At 39.5% G+C, this 19,093-nt stretch carries 25 protein-coding genes; 1 reads left to right on the forward strand and 24 read right to left on the reverse strand.

Annotated elements, in window-relative coordinates:
- The first annotated feature begins 650 nt into the window (after positions 1 to 650).
- Positions 651 to 1,625: a hypothetical protein gene (locus AC25CA_RS11740; RefSeq protein WP_486814015.1), complete on the forward strand. Its 975-nt coding sequence runs from the start codon at positions 651 to 653 to the stop codon at positions 1,623 to 1,625.
- A 1,329-nt stretch (positions 1,626 to 2,954) separates the two neighbouring features.
- Here AC25CA_RS11740 and AC25CA_RS11745 read toward each other — a convergent pair.
- From AC25CA_RS11745 to AC25CA_RS11860, 24 genes are all read right to left on the reverse strand, one after another.
- A complete protein-coding gene (locus tag AC25CA_RS11745; protein ID WP_486814016.1) occupies positions 2,955 to 3,485 on the reverse strand; it encodes a hypothetical protein in 531 nt (176 codons plus the stop codon).
- A gap of 437 nt (positions 3,486 to 3,922) precedes the next feature.
- Complete coding sequence (locus tag AC25CA_RS11750) at positions 3,923 to 4,135, reverse strand: hypothetical protein (RefSeq protein ID WP_486814017.1); 213 nt, start codon at positions 4,133 to 4,135, stop codon at positions 3,923 to 3,925.
- 440 nt (positions 4,136 to 4,575) lie between these two features.
- Positions 4,576 to 4,704: a hypothetical protein gene (locus AC25CA_RS11755; protein ID WP_486814018.1), complete on the reverse strand. Its 129-nt coding sequence runs from the start codon at positions 4,702 to 4,704 to the stop codon at positions 4,576 to 4,578.
- A 307-nt stretch (positions 4,705 to 5,011) separates the two neighbouring features.
- On the reverse strand, positions 5,012 to 6,013 hold the full coding sequence (locus tag AC25CA_RS11760) for a hypothetical protein (protein ID WP_486814019.1): 1,002 nt from the start codon (positions 6,011 to 6,013) through the stop codon (positions 5,012 to 5,014).
- Positions 6,014 to 7,064: 1,051 nt separating this feature from the next.
- Positions 7,065 to 7,844: a DNA adenine methylase gene (locus AC25CA_RS11765; RefSeq protein WP_486816604.1), complete on the reverse strand. Its 780-nt coding sequence runs from the start codon at positions 7,842 to 7,844 to the stop codon at positions 7,065 to 7,067.
- Between the two features lie 109 nt (positions 7,845 to 7,953).
- Positions 7,954 to 8,835, reverse strand: coding sequence for a DUF3307 domain-containing protein (locus AC25CA_RS11770; RefSeq protein ID WP_486814020.1), 882 nt, complete (start codon positions 8,833 to 8,835; stop codon positions 7,954 to 7,956).
- On the reverse strand, positions 8,825 to 9,499 hold the full coding sequence (locus AC25CA_RS11775; protein ID WP_486814021.1) for a SatD family protein: 675 nt from the start codon (positions 9,497 to 9,499) through the stop codon (positions 8,825 to 8,827). Before AC25CA_RS11775 ends, AC25CA_RS11770 begins: the two co-directional genes overlap by 11 nt.
- Before the next feature lie 392 nt (positions 9,500 to 9,891).
- The gene (locus tag AC25CA_RS11780) at positions 9,892 to 10,284 is read right to left on the reverse strand and encodes a hypothetical protein (RefSeq protein WP_486814022.1); all 393 of its coding nucleotides are present in this window, start codon (positions 10,282 to 10,284) and stop codon (positions 9,892 to 9,894) included.
- Positions 10,268 to 11,008 carry a peptidoglycan recognition protein family protein gene (locus tag AC25CA_RS11785; protein ID WP_486814023.1) on the reverse strand — a complete coding sequence of 247 codons (741 nt, stop codon included), beginning with the start codon at positions 11,006 to 11,008 and terminating at the stop codon, positions 10,268 to 10,270. Before AC25CA_RS11785 ends, AC25CA_RS11780 begins: the two co-directional genes overlap by 17 nt.
- Positions 10,992 to 11,522, reverse strand: a complete 531-nt coding sequence (locus AC25CA_RS11790) for a hypothetical protein (RefSeq protein WP_486814024.1) — start codon at positions 11,520 to 11,522, stop codon at positions 10,992 to 10,994. Before AC25CA_RS11790 ends, AC25CA_RS11785 begins: the two co-directional genes overlap by 17 nt.
- The gene (locus AC25CA_RS11795; protein ID WP_486814025.1) at positions 11,523 to 11,657 is read right to left on the reverse strand and encodes a hypothetical protein; all 135 of its coding nucleotides are present in this window, start codon (positions 11,655 to 11,657) and stop codon (positions 11,523 to 11,525) included.
- Positions 11,650 to 11,961: a hypothetical protein gene (locus tag AC25CA_RS11800; RefSeq protein ID WP_486814026.1), complete on the reverse strand. Its 312-nt coding sequence runs from the start codon at positions 11,959 to 11,961 to the stop codon at positions 11,650 to 11,652. The genes AC25CA_RS11795 and AC25CA_RS11800 overlap by 8 nt, the downstream gene beginning before the upstream one ends.
- A gap of 13 nt (positions 11,962 to 11,974) precedes the next feature.
- Positions 11,975 to 12,364 carry a hypothetical protein gene (locus AC25CA_RS11805; RefSeq protein ID WP_486814027.1) on the reverse strand — a complete coding sequence of 130 codons (390 nt, stop codon included), beginning with the start codon at positions 12,362 to 12,364 and terminating at the stop codon, positions 11,975 to 11,977.
- Positions 12,361 to 12,810, reverse strand: coding sequence for a hypothetical protein (locus tag AC25CA_RS11810; protein ID WP_486814028.1), 450 nt, complete (start codon positions 12,808 to 12,810; stop codon positions 12,361 to 12,363). Before AC25CA_RS11810 ends, AC25CA_RS11805 begins: the two co-directional genes overlap by 4 nt.
- Before the next feature lie 10 nt (positions 12,811 to 12,820).
- Positions 12,821 to 13,171 (reverse strand): potassium-transporting ATPase subunit C, encoded by a 351-nt coding sequence (locus AC25CA_RS11815; RefSeq protein WP_486814029.1) that lies wholly within the window; start codon positions 13,169 to 13,171, stop codon positions 12,821 to 12,823.
- 11 nt (positions 13,172 to 13,182) lie between these two features.
- Positions 13,183 to 13,383 carry a hypothetical protein gene (locus tag AC25CA_RS11820; RefSeq protein ID WP_486814030.1) on the reverse strand — a complete coding sequence of 67 codons (201 nt, stop codon included), beginning with the start codon at positions 13,381 to 13,383 and terminating at the stop codon, positions 13,183 to 13,185.
- A complete protein-coding gene (locus AC25CA_RS11825) occupies positions 13,380 to 14,585 on the reverse strand; it encodes a hypothetical protein (protein ID WP_486814031.1) in 1,206 nt (401 codons plus the stop codon). The genes AC25CA_RS11820 and AC25CA_RS11825 overlap by 4 nt, the downstream gene beginning before the upstream one ends.
- A complete protein-coding gene (locus AC25CA_RS11830; protein WP_486814032.1) occupies positions 14,586 to 16,598 on the reverse strand; it encodes a phage tail tape measure protein in 2,013 nt (670 codons plus the stop codon).
- Positions 16,599 to 16,810: 212 nt separating this feature from the next.
- Positions 16,811 to 17,173 (reverse strand): phage tail assembly chaperone, encoded by a 363-nt coding sequence (locus AC25CA_RS11835; RefSeq protein WP_486814033.1) that lies wholly within the window; start codon positions 17,171 to 17,173, stop codon positions 16,811 to 16,813.
- 9 nt (positions 17,174 to 17,182) lie between these two features.
- Complete coding sequence (locus tag AC25CA_RS11840; RefSeq protein WP_486814034.1) at positions 17,183 to 17,767, reverse strand: hypothetical protein; 585 nt, start codon at positions 17,765 to 17,767, stop codon at positions 17,183 to 17,185.
- A 10-nt stretch (positions 17,768 to 17,777) separates the two neighbouring features.
- Positions 17,778 to 18,161 (reverse strand): phage tail tube protein, encoded by a 384-nt coding sequence (locus tag AC25CA_RS11845; protein WP_486814035.1) that lies wholly within the window; start codon positions 18,159 to 18,161, stop codon positions 17,778 to 17,780.
- Complete coding sequence (locus tag AC25CA_RS11850; RefSeq protein ID WP_486814036.1) at positions 18,158 to 18,322, reverse strand: hypothetical protein; 165 nt, start codon at positions 18,320 to 18,322, stop codon at positions 18,158 to 18,160. The genes AC25CA_RS11845 and AC25CA_RS11850 overlap by 4 nt, the downstream gene beginning before the upstream one ends.
- A 1-nt stretch (position 18,323) precedes the next feature.
- A complete protein-coding gene (gene gp17, locus AC25CA_RS11855) occupies positions 18,324 to 18,713 on the reverse strand; it encodes a tail completion protein gp17 (protein ID WP_486814037.1) in 390 nt (129 codons plus the stop codon).
- A 1-nt stretch (position 18,714) separates the two neighbouring features.
- Positions 18,715 to 19,092: an HK97-gp10 family putative phage morphogenesis protein gene (locus tag AC25CA_RS11860; protein ID WP_486814038.1), complete on the reverse strand. Its 378-nt coding sequence runs from the start codon at positions 19,090 to 19,092 to the stop codon at positions 18,715 to 18,717.
- Position 19,093: the final 1 nt, after the last annotated feature.

Raw genomic sequence — 19,093 nt, forward strand, 5'->3', positions numbered from 1 at the left:
ACAATCAAAATATCATCTTGATCTGTGTCGGCTTATAATTGGTTATGATTATTCCTTCACCTTGCCGCAGGCATCTTTGTCTCTGCTGATCGAATAGACCGTATTCACTTCTTCTATATTAGCCCAGGAATACCGTTCACGAACCTTTGAATAATCATTTGTTCTCATACATTTGAAGTTTATTCTCTATATACTTCAACATCATCGTCGCCATAGCTATCACTGTGAAATCCATTAGGATAAATATACCATTCAACATTAATTAAAGACCATTTACTAACGCGAATAATGCACCAAAAACAATGCAAAGCACAAAATAAGCCCTAATTACTTTAAATGTTTTTTATGAATTACTTTCTAATTTCTTATTTTACTTATTTGCCTTTGATCCGCAATTCTTTAAAATACTTAATTCATTTTAACATTTGATATTAATTCTTCATAATTACACTAATATTATCAATAATTCTCAATAGCATAATAGATATCTCCGCATATTAATACACTATTTTTGTAACAATGATTTTATATGTACACTGCATTAGAGCATGTAAAAAAATGGTAAACTAAACATTTTTAGTGTATAATTATAAATAAGTCAAAAACAAATGATGTTTTGTAGAGTTAAAATTCTGATATGAGGTGACTATATGCAAAATTTAAGTTTTACAGCTTGCAGTTTTATAATAAGAGAATCATACTCAAAAAGTAATGATAAAGTTCTTAGGTTGAATGAAGAAATTGATATCATAGATGAGAATAACAATCAAATATCGATATCGATCAGTGAATTATTTACTTCTTTCTTTAATAATTATCACGAAACAATAACTGAGGAATCAATTAATAAGACTTTCTCAATTGAATTCAAAGAAACCAACAAAGGTGAGAATGAAGAATTCCTATATTTATACGCAATTATCAGATCCGGTTATTTTGGGAATTACTCAGAAATTACAAATATTGAAAGTAAGCAAGTCAAATACAAAAAAGGACCAAAAGATGCAGATGAAATGAAGTTCTATATGTATATTGTAATTCCACGTGATAACGCTAAAGTCAAAGTCCAGAAAGGTATGATGTTTTTTTCAAATATTAGTGTTTTTGGAGTAAAATCAATTACCACTAGACATCTCCAGAGTTATATAAAAACAAAGTACTCCTTGTCAATTAATTTTAAGAGTATTGCTCCCAAACTTTTTCTTGAAAAAAACTTGACTAGAAAAAGTCTTAATAGAATGGTGTTAACAAGAAACCACAAATCTACAAATACTGCCAATGATTTCTACTCTGGTTACGGTCGAGAAACCAAAATGTTCAGTAATATGAATTTAACTGAAAAAGCGTGGGATAAATTAATAAAGAAAATAACATATTTTGTAAATGGTAATTTCCGACTATTTGAATTAGATCAGGTTGAATATGAAAATGTAAGAGTAGAAGTTCTTATCGGAGAAAAAAAAAGAATGATCAATTTGAACAATCTAGAAAATCTAAGTATTATTGAAGCAATCCCAAATAGTGTGAAAAAAAAGGACGGTCAGATTGATGAGAAAAAACTAATTACTCATCTTGAAGAAACGTCTTTGGATTATTTATCAGAAATGGTTTTAGAAATAACGTGAGGAGCTTATCATGACTAATAACATAATAGGTTTTCTATTGCTTCATCGTACAGAGATTATGTTTATCATTGGTTTTTCAATATTCTTCTTATTTTCATTAAAAAATAATGATAACTTCATAACTATAAAAGAATTGTTCAATAATCATTTGGCAATTTTCTCTAACGACAAATCACAAATCATTTTATTTTACATAATGCCTCTCTTCTTGTCTCTAGGTTGCGTTTTTTTTAAACTTGTATCCTCTAATTTATTAAGCAGTATAATAATTGTATTATCAATTTTACTTACAATGCTCTTCACTCTAATAGGGACTTTAATAAATTCAAAACATAATGAAACAAAAAAAATGAAAAAGCTATTGAATGAAACTACTACTACTATTCTTTATGAATCAACTATGTGCATTATATTGCTTCTAATTTGTATATTATTATTGTTTGTTGATATCTGGAAACCAACAGCGCTAATTACAACATCTAGTTTCTTCGTATATTACTTGATGATCCATATAATTACTAATATTTTCATAATAGTTCAAAGAATTAACATAATATTTTCCGAACTACTAAATTAACATTAATTTTCATAAAATAATTACAACTTTTACAATTTCATTTTCATCTAAATCTAATTTATAAAAACCTGAAAACCCAGTATTCATCGAGGTTTCAGTTTTTTTTACATTCTATTACACTACTTTTTCACCGCATCATGAATTCTTAGTATCATTCTAGTATCAAACCAACACAATAGGAACTTGCCTTTCAATATTTTCGTTCCATCTAGCTACTTATTTAAACACTCTACGGGTATCTAATTCGTCTATTGATTTGAATTTCACTCTTATTGTTTTCTTTTCAACACAACCATTCTTTTCACATATGACATTATAGAAATCCGCTGGAAAGGTTAGTTCGTTCGCTGCGTTATACCACGCTTGACTTAGAAACGATGAGAATTGTACTTCTATATTTTTGTAGCCTTGGTTTTCAAGCCACTCCACTATCTTACTCTCATTGGTTTCACCTTTACCAAACAAGGCTGCAGATAAAAACAACTACTACGACTATATAAACGTCCACAAACTCCTCTGTTCTTCATCAGATTTTTACTGCCAGTTTATAAAATCAAATTATTATCCATAGTAATCAGTTGATTTCAGTTCATTTCATGGCTCTATTACACTGATTTTCACGAGTATGAATGTATAATGACAAAACAATTGTCATTCTTTTGTCTCAAATCATATTCAACTCAGTATTCATTATTATGTATAAATCAGATCGTTCATTCAACAACTCCCATTTATCCATACTAGAAAATCGATTACCAGGTATTTAGCTGTTTGATTATTTCTTGATTTCGCTGTTCCGTTATTTGTCTTTCATACTCTATTTTCTGAAACACTTGATCAGTTTCTGAACTTGTAAGTAATTCTTCAGGTGAATAGTTTGTAATTCCGCATTTATTATCTCTGCACACTATTTCAGATTTTGTTTTCCTAATAACAGACAATTTTCGTGGAGATGATAAATTTTCTTCTATTCTTAATATAACAACTTCACCCGGCTTAAACTTATTGACATTATCATTAGCAGGATTTTGTAATTCTTCATTCTCTAATTTTAACTCTCCGTTTTTCTTTTTCAGATCAAACATCTTAATAACTAGTATTGTCACAACAGCAACAAAGCCAATAATGATAGGAAGCTTAATCGTAATCTCTATAGATTTAATGCTTTCGATAAAGTTCGAAACAGGTCCAAGCATTAGTAATAAAACATATTTAATAGCTGCTTTAAAATTCTCATTCACACTCTCTCTTATTACCTCAAATAATTCTTCCATTAATTTCATCAAAACGTCTCCCTTTATTTGGAATATACTAATTTAACTTTACTTCAACGATTATAAACTTTCAATAGCTTTTATAGAATCCAGAAAATAAATCAACCATTCATAATAATCATAGGTGAGGTTACAAAACATCTTACTCTTCGTAATACCACTCACCTTTTGTGATATCTCTTGAAATTAACAAATATTAGGAGCATACTATGCATGTCCTTAACCTTTTCAAGGACATGTCTGATGCATCATGCGAAAGAGTAGCCCAGGTCACGTTACTCTTTTGCTATCTCAAAAAGAAAAACTTGCAACTGTACTACTGCAACTTCAAGCATTTCACTAATCGCCTGTTCAGTCACAAACAACTTCACTATACTCGAGATCATCGAGTACGCCTTCCACAAAACATAATTGTATTTAATCTTCCCAGTTCCGGATCCGTAAATCTACTCGGCCTCAATCACCAAAGAGAGCAGGATCTTCTTCACCACTCCAATCTGCCCCATGTTAATTAGTATCAGAAGTACACTTATGAATATGCCTGTAGCAACCACATTCATGGCCACCGGCATGGGAATCACTTCTTGGATCCCCAAAATCAAAACTCCCAGCAGAACTACTGCCAGGAGCAACATCAAACCTTTAATTATTTTTTTCATTCTTCTCATCCTCCTCTGCATATCGCGCAAGAACTGTAAGAATCAACCATGTTGGTGATGGCTTTACACCAGTTCACTTTCCGCATTCCACTTAGCTAGATCATTTAAATCCCTCGCACGGCCAATTCCTTCCAGCACAACACCCACTAAGGCGGCGGGTATCTCTCGTTGGATCCGTGCTCAGCGCATCGATGCGCTGCTGAATCAAGTGCCTCTTCCGTGAACTCCCCAGTCCAATTCTTATAGCGCATCTTTATCCCAAAGGCATAATCGCTTGGATAATGAGGATAGTTGACTAATTGAATGCTTGGTGTAGGTCTTTAATCCCAGATGATAAGCAAGATCCGTTTTTGTAATGCAAATAAAAATGGTACCCGATTATTTCTCATTGAATGAATACTTAATCGAACACCATACTTTTCTCCAGCTCCTATGATGATCTAATAGGCACGTTGCCTGCTGATCAAATTATCGTCATTCTCCCTAGACTGAGTCAAATAGTCTTCATTATCCTTTCCTGAAACATAACTTGCAATCTCTCGCTTCAATTCAGGATTGATTATGATCATCCGGAGGTTCCCCGTCTTCTGTTCTGTCACCATGAAGTAATCCCGGTCCTTACATCCGAGACCTTCAGCTTCAGTTTATCGCTAATCCGAAGTCTGTAATAGATCCCCAGCAAGAAAAGAATATAATACCGATCTCTCTGCAGTTTCAAATATTGAATTATGTCTTTCAGTACCCGCTTGTCACAGATTTAATTTGCCGCTACCATAATTTCACCTCATATAAAAAGAGAACTGCTCTAGGCAATTCTCCTTGATATCATATAATAATATATTTACCACTAACAAATTATTAGTTTATTGTTAGGTCTCACTTCATCATAAAACTTGAGAAAATCAAAAATACACTTGTAATTACCAACTCAATTATTATTAAGGAACTATATCCTGATTTTTTCTTCTTCCAACCTTTTATAACTTCTTCATTTGCCAAATATATATAATCAATCCTTAAGTAATCAACTAACATGAAGATTAGGGTAATTGTCACAACAATCGATCCATTTAGAGCAAAGACCCCAAATATTGAATTAACCACAATTAAATCAGCAATATAACTAAAATTAATGCCAATCAGCGCAAATAATGCAATAAAAACACCCATAAAAGTAAAAATGTTTTTTTCAATACTGTTTATTCTATTCTTTGCGCTTTTCGCATCTGATGAAAATACATCCATTTTTTGCTCAATATTTTTCTTGAGTTTTAAAGTCGATCCTACTAAATACTCTAACTCTCCTTTTTCTGTGAAATAGAAATATATTTCTCCTCCACTAGCGTATCTTTCAAAATCACTCGTTGACATAAATTCAACCATTTTAATTTCCCGAATTTGTTCTTCAATATCGTCAAGCGGTAGTATCTGTCGACCATCAATGTTTTTCCCTCTTAAATGATATCCTTCTTTAATATCCTCAGTTATTATTAATGTTTCAGTATCAATTCTATATGTTTCTAACAAAAAGGAATCCTGCTCTTGAGTACACCCTTCTGGCACAGCTGGATATAACTTAATAAATCCATTTAGTATTAGATATTGAAGATATTTGTTTATTACTTTTCCCGAAATATCCAACTCTGTTGTTAATTGCTTGCTCACGACATCTACACGCATAATATGATTGTCGTCTGCAGTAGAATTTTTTAACTGAAGCTTATTTTCTCGGCTGAAATTACACAAATATATATCAACGATCCACTCATTTACATTTGGAAAAGACTTAAAAAAATTATTCAATACTATTCTTTTTCTGTAATGTTTTTCAAATAATAATTCAATTTCATCACTATAATAATTTCCATCAATCTGCAATTCATTTCCCCTTTCTTACAAATACTTGGTTCCTATAACCATAACTATAGTTTAACTCTTCTGTAATTTTTTTCAAGGATTTTCCTTCTATCCTATTCTTAAAAGCAATTCCGCACTTCATACCATCCATATTATCAATCCGTTCTTCAATCGCCTGCTTGAAGCCGTTGATCTTCTCAAGTAGCATTTGTTATTTTTCTTATCCTTCTTCAAGGATTAAACATGAGGCAATTGCTCCATCATATTCAATTTACAATGATTCTCTTGGACTCATAGTATTGATTAATCAATTTCATATATTTCAAACTCCATGTATAGATCTTGATAACTTTTCACAAATTCCCTCTTCATCACTCCGCTCGTAAAGAAAAAGACACTCCTGACGTGTTACTCAGAAGTGTTACTCAGAAGTGTTACTCAGAAGTGTCCACCAGTATGTCCGGTAGGGTTGCTATATTTCTTTCTTTTCCTTGAGTTGCAGATTAAAACTCAAACATTCATAGGGAGGCTACTTTAAGGTTCTTGAAACAAAACCTAAAGTGGAATCCGCAAGGGTCCAATTGCGAAGAAGATTCTACTCTTTTTCGATGAGCTTAAAATGACCCACAGACCACATGACACACGCCACACAAGCATTTCCACGCTCATTATGGCAAACGTGAAACCCAACTACCCTCAAAATGAAATTGGCTATACCAACGCAATGAGACTCACTGAGAGGGTCTATGCCCACTTCGAAATTCAACCGCTGCTGGAAGCCATTGACTCCATTTGATTTGCAAGTTGTTTGCATGTTGCAGCTAAAATAGGTCATTATTCAAAGTCATGAAAGCATAAAAAAACCCTGCAAGGTATAAAACCTTGCAGGGTTTGACTTGTATACTGATTAACGTTTTGATAATATGCAATCCGCTGATTTCAATGCCTTCAGCGACCTTTGTATATTACGTGTATATTGTTGTAATTTACTTCAAGCATAGCCAATCAATAAATGGATGAAATTTCGGCTATCTATTCGGCTATATAATGGAAGGAATCTTTTCATTTATTATCAGAACAGCATCTTGATCTGTGCCGGCTCATAATTGGTTATGATTAATTCCTTCACCTTGCCGCAGGCATCTTTATCTCTACTGATCGAATAAACCGTATTTACTTCTTCGATGTTTGCCCAGGAATACCATTCACGAACCTCAGGATGATCATTGATGGTCACCAGGAACTTTCCTTTTATTCCCTTTAGACAATCCACTAACCGCATCTGATCTTTTAACGTAAACTCTGATTCATACCCTGCAGTTTCATAGTATGGCGGATCACAAAAGAAAAAAGACTTCGGGCGATCATATTTTGGGATCAGCTCCTCGAAGTCCAAATTCTCAACATAGGTATTCCTCAAGCGCTTCTGAATCTCCAAAAGATCCCTTTCACCAAATACGATCCCTCGCGGCTTTGTTGATGTCCCGTATCCATAGTTTCCACCTTTGGCCGCGAAGCTTTGACTATTCAAGTAGATGAATCGGATCGCTCGTTGAATCTCGGTCAACACTTTTGGATCCGCATGCTTATAGTATTCAAATTCATCTCTGCAGCTTAATTCGTACTGAAGCATTCTTTGCAGCTCGCTCGCATGATGTTTCATCATCCGGAAGAGATTCACCAACTCTCCTTCCACATCATTTATAACCTCAACCTTGCTGGGCTCTTTCCCAAAATACACCCAACCAGCTCCAAAGAATGTTTCAACATAGCAGGTATGCTCTGGCAACCTGCTGATAATTTCTTTCCTTAATTTTGATTTCCCACCCATCCGAGAGATAGGTGGATTCATATTGTTATAATGGTTTGCTTTAATCACCCTTTCTTTACACTAAAAGAAGGCGCTACAACGCACCTTCAAAATTTGGCTTTCATTTAGTCAACTTACGCTCAACCGTTACTCAAAATGTATTTGTAATAGTATCGATGGATAGTCCGTTGGAAAATATAAAATATACAATAATAGTCGCTGTAATACTAAATAGAGTTCCAAGCAAATAGTACTCTGCAAATTCTTGTTCATGTACAATTCTATCATACCTCGTTATCGATTTTGCAGCAAATATAAACCCAATTGCAGAATACTGGTTAGCCATTAATAACAAAAAAACCAGTAATCTCTCCAAATTTCCAATACTTCTACCTGCATTCCTATCAATAACTTTTTCATTTTTACTTTGTTCAATTTCATTTTCTTTTTGTTTAATTTCTGGTTTATATTCTTTAATAATTGTATTGAAAGTTATATTGGTTGGTTTAAATATAATTAATAAACCCGTTAGCATACGTATACCAATTTCTATTTCTTCTGGTATAAAAAACGAATACCCAGACTTTATAACCTTCAAAATCACTAGAATAATTACAACGATATGTAATAGCTGATCAACCACATATACATATGGTTTAATCTGCTCTTTATAACCTTCCTTTATTTTCTTTTGAGATATTTCGGTTCTTTTATGATTCATTGTTTCTTTCTTAGATTTTTTCTTAACAAATAGGATAGACGCCTCATATTTTACCGCATCAATAAAAAAATGCAGAACTGAAAATATCAAAGCATATAGTATTACCACTTTCATCTCTAATCTATAAGTAATAATATGTGAAATTAACTTTATGCTTAACACAATTATAAACATCGCTAATGAGTACAGCAAACTATGCTCTACAACACCCAAAAAAAATTCATCTTTATAATCTGCCAATTTTTGAGACTGAAAATAATAGTCTCCAAGAACATGTCCAATTATAGCTATGAGGAACAAATTATAACTCATTTTGATCCTCCCAAACGTCCATAATTATTTCTTGAAGAGTTTCTTTTGCATTTCTATAAGAAAAATAATTACTAGTTACAAGTCTCCTTTGAATGCTTGATTGTGTGACCTGCAATTTCTGAGCGATTTCTCGCTGAGTCTGATCCGTAAATTCCATTTCATTTATCACTTCAAACTGCTTTTCCGACCATTCATTTTCTATCACATTGCACAGAGATATTGCTGTATTAATAGCTGTATATAGAGCTCGATTTCCATTCGTTTGTCCATAAATTAGAATATCCCTTGTTACACTTTCTTTCTTATTTCGTTTTTGCTCTTCTTTAATATTTTCGATTGCTTTTCTCGCAACATGATACGCTGGTCCATCCGAACCAATTGCCTGGGCTCTTATCTCCGTTTGCATTTCACCAAACCCAACTCCAAACCGAATATTACTCCATTCAAAATTCATCTTTATATAGTCTATAATCTTTAACAAATGAATTGGTGTATTTAGAAGTCCCTGAAACTCATCACCTAATGTAATGATAAATTTAGATTCAATATCTTCACTGAATATACTATTCACATCATTCAAGATATTATTCAACTTTACTTGAGCTTCTGATCTCTCCACTATCGTTCTAGATTTCACAATGTCGCCAATTATTGCACAATACATAGAATCACCTCCATATGAAAATTATAACTATATTTCCATGCATCGTCAATTTTGATGCATCTACAACTGCATCACGGGCAATGATGCATCTACAACTGCATCACGGACAATGATGCATCTACAACTGCATCACGGACAATGATGCATCTACAACTGCATCACGGGCAATGATGCATCTACAACTGCATCACGGGCAATGATGCATCTGCAACTGCATCACGGGCAATGATGCATCTACAACTGCATCACGGGCAATGATGCATCTACAACTGCATCACGGGCAATGATGCGTCTACAACTGCATCATCACCTATGATCCATCCGAAAAAAATTAATAATAATAATATATTTACATTATATTACATAACTATATGTAATATAAGATCACAATCTCAGCTATAAAAATTTTTTGCTGTCTCAGAAAGAAAAATCTGCAGTTGATCAACCGCCGTTTCTAGCATCTTACTAATCGTCTGTTCGGTTACAAATAACTTCATCACGCTCGGAATCATCGAATACGCCTTCCCCAACACATAATTGTATTTCATCTTCCCTGTTCCGGATCCATAGATTTGCTCCGCTTCAATCACCAATGAAAGCAGGATCTTCTTCACCACTTCGACCTGCCCCATGTAGGTTAACACCAAGAGCACCCCAATGAATACGCCTACCGCCACCACATTTATGGCCATCGGCATCGGCATCACTTCCTGGATCCCCAAAAGTAAAACTCCCAGCAGGACAACTACCAAGACCACCATCAATCCCTTAATTGTTTTTTTCATTCTTCTCATCCTCCTCTGCATATCGCGCAAGAACTGTAAGCATCAACCATGTTGGTGCCGGCTTTGCCAGTTCATCTTCCCGATTCCACTTATCTGGATCATTCAAGATCCCTCGTTCACTCAGTTCTTTCACGGCCTTTCGACCAAGTTCTCTTTGCCACTTCTCAAGTTGTTTCGGCATCACAATCTCCTTTACTCTCTCTTTGAATTCTTGAAACGCCACCGGCTTCTTCACAAACCACCGCGGGCATTCCTTCCACCCCACCACTTGCTGATGGGTCCAGATATCACGAATCGGATCCAAATCATACTTCAGACAAAGATCTGCACATCGATGCGCTGCGGAATCCAACGTTTCTTCCGTAAACTCCCCAGTCCAATCCTTATGGCAAAACTCAAGCCCATAGGTATAATCGTTTGGATATGAGGATAGCCGACTAAGCGCACGCCTGGTGTATTTCTTCGATCCCACATGATAGGCAAGCTCGGCTTCCGGAATGCAGATCAGCCGCTCTCCGTTGATCCCAATGATCTCATGAGCAGATCCAAAGCCATCCTTTCCCAGCTTTCGATTCTCAAAGTAATCCCGGTTCCCTCTCGGCGTTGAGCCGGGGTTAGCAACCCAATGGACCACTAACCCCCTCATGCCTTTTAAACGCCTACCTGGGCGGGAATATCGATTCTGAGTAATAAGCTTCACACTTGTCTTATACTCGGTTTTCATAATCTTCATCCTCCCTGCCACTTCCATGGTACTCATCAATCTCAGTCTCTAAGATCTGCCGTTGCTTTCTCTTCACCCAAAAAAGAAGCCATCCAAGATCAGCTCCTCCATCTACTAAATTTTCAACAACCGACTGCCCTTCCCGAAGGAACATCACTCCATAAACCACAGTGGCAAAGAAGATCCCCATCTCCTTCAGGGGAGCTACCCGGTAACTAAGTCCCGCTAGGATCATGATACAAAGGTAAGAAAATAGCTTCACCTTAGTCTTGTCCCAAAGGGTCTTTGAATATATTGCTCTCGTTTTCACAGCTTCCCTGTACCCTTTGTTCTGCTTGGCCAAGGACCAAAACTTCGTCAGGATATCTAGAACCATAGCAACCCCCACAGCAACAATGCTGGTGAAAAATGCTTGATCCGGAAAGAGTAAATAACTGATCGCAGAAAGGGCAAACCCAATCGCCGGGTTGGATCCATCTAGTACCTTTGAAAGGTATTCCTGTAATTGTGTCATCTATCCCTCCTGTACGATTGAATCTTTCTCTTCCTGGGTAATCCAGCCGGCTTCAACTGCCCGGTCAAGAAAAGCCTCATCAATGATATTCCATGCAAACATTCGCCCCAAATCACTCACCGAATATCTAGACACCAGGATCCACCTCCTGACTCTTCAGCGTTTCTTCTAAGTCACGCTGCACTTGCTTCTGAAGAAGAAAATCAAGCTTCTCTTCCACACGCTGAAGGGGATCGACTCCACCAGAAGGTCCATCTTCATTTGAAAGGCCTTTCCCTTCCGCATCGACATATTCTCCTCGAGTGAGGTCAAATTGATAGGTGATGCCAGCAACTACTTTCTCTTGATCTCCGACTTCTGATTTTGAAGTCACTTTCTTTCCGCTTCTGGTTGTAAGCTCTTCTATTTGATGAATCTTCCCATTCTCTTCGACATACATATTTCGCCCCCCTTTATTCGAGTAATGCTGTGTATCCTCTGTTCCTTGCAACTGAATTTTTAAAACGATAGGTGATGACGATCGAAGTGTTAAACCTAATAAATAACGGCAAGACACCGCCTTGTCCACCATAAGTCCCACTATATTTATAGGAGCTTAAAACCTCAGATGTTGAAGCACCTCCATCAACACTGAAGCTGACTCTTGCTTCTTTACTACCATCAGAACCACCGTCTGCATGAGCTATAATATTCGTCAAATATCCAGCACCTGTTATCGTTTCTGTATAGCTATACCACAGATTTTTCGTCGTGTTTGCAATCTCCACGATCATTTTATTGAGCGGAGTCAAAGCAGACCAATCAATGCCTCTACCAGCTGCTACATTTGTTCCACCAATCATGTGCTCACCACCTTCGAAAAATAGATTGTCACCTGGATATCTTGGGTTTGATCCTGAGTCGAGTAGATCTTCATGGATCCTGCTAAAGTTTCTGTATGTGTCCAAGAACCTGCAGCCTTTTCTTTTTCAGTAGGCGTTGCCACCACATCGGCCACCGTCTCTGCATCAATGATCGGATCTGCAATGGTATATTCCCACAGGCTCCCATTCTGCACCCACCCGGATGCCAAAATGGTTGCACTCTTTGAGATTGAAACCTTTTTGTCCAGGAACTCCAACTCATCGTCAATCTTTTGCATGTTGCCCACACTCAAAGGGGTTCCCCCTTGAATCACATTCCCGAATGCCGGTGTCAAGGTAATGGTCCCATCCTCGTTTTCAACCCTTGTAAATCGGTTGGGAAACTCGACCTGACGCTCTCCCCATGTTGTTTTGTTGTAATTCATCTAATCACCCCTATCCCGCTTCCACAGTGATCTCAATGCTCACCGTGATGGATTCATATTGATCCTTGTCCACATCGATCTCCGAACCAGCAAAGAGTTTGCCTGTTCCAAGAGCAGCTGTCGCCCCGTCACCAAAGACACCTGCAGAAGTTAAATGAATACCATTCCCTTCTGTTTCATCCAGATATACTTCCTTGATCAGCGTTTCCCCATCGATGGTTGTGGCTGCCGCCTTTCGAATGACTTCTTGATCAAGGCTCTCTGAACTTACATCCGGAGGCAATCCAGATCCCAGTCCAAAGAATTCGAGGTCCTGATTAATGAGTGCCAGGACTCTCGCCAAACCTGCATCTGTAATCAATCCTCCACCTCCTAGATAAAGAGATCATCTGAAGGAAACAGTTCACTCGATGCAAAGTGATACTTGTGCCGGCGAAGCTTCACCGACATGGTGACCTTCAGATCTCCATAGAATTTCGTTATCCTGGCAATCGTTGAATTCGAATTGAAATCCGCTCCCTCAAGCGCGGTCACCCTCGAATTCTGATTTGCCAATGCATCTGTCAGCTTCATAGTATTTCCTCCAATTCAAGCGCATAAACCGTATGCCCTGGAACAATCTCCTCAGTTACGCTTTTCACCAGGAAGGATCCACGAACATCCCATTGGTCTGTGAGAATGTCGATCTCGCATTTCTGGCCGATTTTTCTTTCTTCTAATGTCGTAAGACTTATCATTCGCTTTGTCCTGGCCTGTTTCTTCAGCATGGCCTTGCCAACCTTTCTGGCAGACAAGCGGTCGGTAATGTCCTTACTTTTCACCACAGCTTCTAAGAGACCATGTGCCTTGATACTCTTCGGATCCTCGAAGTAGTCCACCACTTGAATCGTTGGTCGGTAATGAATTTTGATTTGCCCTGCAGGGATTGGATTGATGTTTCCAGGGATGCTCAACACCTTCCCTTCCTTGTCGATCAGGAAGTCTTGGGTCCCATCATCGTTCTTCAGAAGCTTCCACTTCAAAGGCTCTCCACCATCCAAAGTGATCTCCGCATAATTCGGTAAATAGGCCAAAGGAAAGAAGCGCTGCACACCATCCGATGTGAAATACTGATCAATGAAATCAGGTGAGGCTTGTTTAGATCCCACAATCCAAATCCGATTCGCCCCTTCTTCTCCCTGGTAGGAAACATTCAAACTGTTGATCTGGAAATTGTAAGCATCTCCAACCTTGCCAAACTTACCGCCAAGGCTTTCAAATCCCTTGAAGAAATGCAGATCATTCTCTCCATCCACATACCAATGCCAATTGGCCAAGTGCTTCATGATCCGATTCATCACCTCGCTCATGTAGATGTACTCCAGATACAACTCATCGATCACTTCCTTACATTCCTGCACCGCATTTGTTGTAAGTTCTGGAACATACCGCCCGAGCAAGTACTTTAAAATCAGATCCGGCCGGCCCTGGTAGATATCATCAGAGCCAAGCCTTTCAGCCACCACTCTCTTTTTCAAGTAGAATGCATTGTCACTACAAGATAAAGCCACAGCCTTCAGGCTTCCTCCATCGGATTCCTGCTGATCTGTCACTTGGCCAACTGCAAAGAGCGTTGGATATTCCTTGTAAAACCGCAGAGTCTTATACTTCAAATTCTCTGCGATATTAAAACCCGTAAGAGAAATGGATCCAAATCCATCAAGAACCGTTTTTCTTGTGACCTTGGCCACATTCTTAAGCAAGGTGTCTCCTGTGCTATTGATATAAACCTTCACCTACACACCCCCAACACCGACTAAACGATTCCCCAAGGATTCATCCATGCCCTCATAAATCTTTCTGCCATCCAGGTAAACCACAATGGTTTTCGCTTCCCCTGAAGAACCATATCCCTTTGATAATGGGATCACCGCTTCAGGACCCGCCTCACCAATCATGGCCAAGGTTGGTCTTGTGACAATACCGCCTGCAGCAAGCATTGGAATCTTAGGAATATTAATCCCAAAACTCTTCCCGCCAACACCAGGAACCCAATCCGGAATACTAAAGGAGATCGAATTCATCCCCGAGATCAGCATGTTGATACCTCGAATAATGAAGTTGATCGTCCCTCGGATCCCGTTTCCAATGGAATCCCAAATAGATAACGCCTTTGTCTTTAATCCTTCAAAGGCACCGATCGCTCCGGTTTGAATCCCAACAAAAATGGCCACAGCCCCAGTCTTCAGACCCGTCCATTTTGTTGTCAGCCAATTATTCATCTTCTCCACAGTTCCCGTCACAGACGTAGACAACTCTTCAAACTTTTGCGCTGCCCCTTCTCGAAGGCTTGTTACCGTTTCAAGAATCCAACCCTTCACTGCATCCCAGTTTTGGTAAAGCAGTACAAGGGCCGCAATCACTGCTGCAATCACAAGAACAATTGGATTGGCAACAATAAAGGCAAATAGTGCCTGAAGCCCAGCCATCAAAGGACCGGCTATAATGCCGACCACCTTTCCGATCCACCCAAACACCGTTCCAAATCCGGTACTGATCATCCCTAAGAATTTAAACATCAAGGAAAACTGTGTGGTAATGGCACCCACCACAGAGATCCCTTTGCCAATCGTAAGGAGCACCGGTCCAATCGCTGCAACCAACAATGCAAACTTCACGATATTTTCTTGCGTGGATTGATCCAATCCCTTAAACCACTGAACCAACTCCCCAACCTTTTCAATCCCTTTGCTAAAGTAGGGAAGAATAATGTCCCCCAACATGATCCCAAGGTTTTGAAGTTGCACCCAGGTATCCGCTAAAGAATCATTAAAACCCTGATTCATCTTGTCATAGGCCGCCTGGGTTGCCCCGCTACTTGTCGCCATCGCATCGAGCGCTCCTGCAAAGTCCTCGGCTCCCGTTGTCGCTAGAACCGTCACCGCATTTAAAGCTTCAGTGGATCCAAATAGCGTGGCCATTGCATCGGCATTCCCTCCGGTTTTCTCACTGATTTCAGACAAGAACCCGGCCCATCCCACAGACTGTAAGTGAGCTGAATTAAACTCAAGCCCCAACTCAGCCGCCATATCAGACGCTTGCTTCGAGGGCTTCAAGATATTCGAATACGCCCCCTTCAGTCCTGTAATGGCCTGAGAGGTTTGAATACCATTCTTCGTTAGGGTCGCAATCGATGCAAACAGTTCGCCCGTGGATACATCCAGTGCTGAAGCAATGGGAATCACGTTACCAATTGAAGAAGCCATTTCACCAAAGGTAGTCTTACCATAATTCTGTGCCATCAACATCTGATCGGATACCGACTGCATGGCCTCAGCCCCTTGAAGTCCGTAAGAGTTCATGACCGTGGTCAATCCATCCACAGAGGTTTCTATGTCTGAAAAACCGCCCTCTGCGGCTTTCGCCGCTACTTCTACATAGGAAAATGCATTGGCAGTGTCACCTGTTGCAGATATTGTTTGATACAGAGCTTCTGTGATTCCACCACTAGAAACCCCCATCTTATCTGAGAGATCTAATGATTTCTTCTCGATATCCTCCAGGGACATCACCGTTTGATCTGCAATGGTGCTGACCTTATTCAGTCCAACTTCAAAGTCACCAGCCATCTTTCCTGCAGCAAGGCCAGCGCCCACAACCGGCATAGTAAATGTACTGGTCATGGTTCCACCGGCATTCTCTAATTTCCTCGAGGTGCGGTTCAGATCTCGGGTTACTTTGTTCATGCCTTTTTCGAAGCTACTCAAATTCGCTCCGATGTTGACCATTAAACTTGCAACTGTTGCCATTCACCCGCCCCCTTATTCAAAAGTCGAAAGGCCACTGCCCTTCGACTTAGACTTCATCTTCTTTTGTTCTTCTTCCATCTTTCTTTTCTTAATGGAGAAGTAGGCTTGCCACTCCGAGACTTCTTTACTGCTCATCTCTAAAAGCATGCGCTTCACACTCGCATAGCCAAGTTCTTCAGCCAGCTGGTAGTAAAAGAAGCCTTCCGGGTGGCTTAAGAGTTTTTTTCCTGTTCCTCGATCTCATCTTCCAGTCCCGAAAGAGCGGCTGCTTTCTTGAACACTCGGTCCAAGGCCTTCGCGCTTTTCTTCGACAAAGCATCTCGATCTTCATCCGAGAAGATCCGTTCTTTCGTTTCCGGATCTAAAGAACACTCAATAATCATGATCGGATACATCTTGTCTAGATCCGTCTTGGTCTGCTTGGTTCTCGAATTCACTTTCACACATTCCTGGATCAACTTACTCCGCTTGTCTCCCGTCATTCCCCGGACCAGAATCGAACAATCCCATTCCGGAACAGCCACCAACTCTTCTTCCAAATCCACACTTTGTAAAATTTTATCTCGTAACTTCATTTCACCCTCCTACATCCATTTTTCTTTTGTTCCGAACGATACCGATTCATTGACTGAATCTGCAATCGCTGAACTCACTTCATCTGATTCCAGTATTCCAAAGATTCGGATCGGATCCACATTCGCCCCTGGATACATTTCAATCACCAATGGCTTCCCACTGATCAGCACGTTGATAAAATACAAATCGATCTCAAACCACTGACTTAAATTCCCACTTCCGCTTCGAAGCCCCGGCTCTCTACGCTTATATTCCATCCCAAATGCCGTTGTGTCTCTGGACTCCGCATCCATGGTAAAAGAATACTCATAGCACTCTGCTGCCACTGACAATGGCAAAAAGGAAGCGGACACCGTAACGGCACCCGCTTGCTCTTCATCAAATACAATTTGCCCCGAGATTCGCTTGATCACAAATCCCGTATTCACCACTACACCATCAACTTTCACAATCACCGGTGTTTCCAAATCCAAGACCCGTTTCGACTCAGCGGAGATTTGAAAGGCCTTTTGATCGCTTGTGGTTGTTGCTTCATCAACAAAGGGAACCGGTGATCCACTCACCATTACCTTTGCAAGTCTCCCTGCTTCCATCAAATCCCTCCTAGATAATTGTTAAAGCACCCGTTGATTCTAATGAGTAAGAAGCGGTTACTTCTCCGGATGCAGATGCGCCCGTTTCAAAACTCGTTACCAGATAATCACCCCGGAATCCTGCCGCTCCATCCACCAGATAATCCACCGAGATCGATGTGCCATTTAAGAGCGCAGCCTGAAGAGCACCTTGCCCCAAGGCATCATCCTTTTCATAGAATCCACTCAAGCTCATGGCAAAATCCTTGAGTCCTGAGATTCGTTCTTTCCACCCAGCACTTTCAAAAGTGGTTACATCAATCGTTTCTCCATTCAAGTTGAAACTTGCATCGTTCAATCCCTTAATCGGATTGGCTCCCGTTTTGATTCTCAAATTCTTTGCAGCTAAACTCATACTTCCACCTCCTGATCAAACCTAATAATTGCCTCACACTTCTTGCAGCGAAAGGTTCGTTCTTCATCACCGAAGGTAGTCAACTCCACCAAATCATCATGGGGGCAACTGACTGCAATCGGCTTTTTCTTTTTCCATTTCATCCACGAAAACAGCTTCATCCTAACCCTCCCCGGCAACCCGGCATCTCAAATCTAGTTGAAATGTCTGGTCCTTCTCATCTTCAGAAAACAATTCATCTTCTACTTCTAAATTAAAGAAACCAAGTGCCGGCACAGAAACCGTCTCGAGGATCCGCTCGATCTCCGCTTCAATCTCCATCAACTCAAGCTTCCCATCATATTTACTGAAAACCTGAAGCGCAATGCTCCCTTCCTTGCCCCTGCTACCAAAGGTATTTCTAGGCGTGAATTGCAAATCTCCGATCACAAGAAAGGGGAATTCTTGTTCTTCCTCACCCGGAAGATAATCCGTTATGGATTTCACCTTCCTGATCAGCGTTTCATCATTACTCAAGGCTTGAAAAATCGCCCCTTGAATCTCCTTGATCATCTCACTTCACTCCCTTTTTAAGCATGGCGGCAAGCTTGGCCAAGAGTTCTGGCTTCTGGATATTGTAGGCCGGAAAGAGAAAGGGCTTGGCTGGATTTCGCTTGGTACCAAGTTCCCAAAACCGAGCATAGAAAATTCGTTTTGGAACATACACCCGGTAGGAATAATCACCAGCCTTCCTAGTTCGGATATTCTTTGAGAGTTCTCCGGTATTCACAAGCCCCTTGGCACGAACATTGGCTTTCGCATTCTTCCGGATCGATTGTGCCGCTTTCTTCAACTCTTTTTGCGCATCTGCCTGTTTCTGTTTCTCCAGCTGCTTGAAGTTAAAAACTGCCTTTTCAACACCTTCAATCTTCACATGAATTTGATCACGCATC

The organism is Gottschalkiaceae bacterium SANA (assembly GCA_036323355.1).
GTDB lineage: Bacteria > Bacillota > Clostridia > Tissierellales > GPF-1 > GPF-1.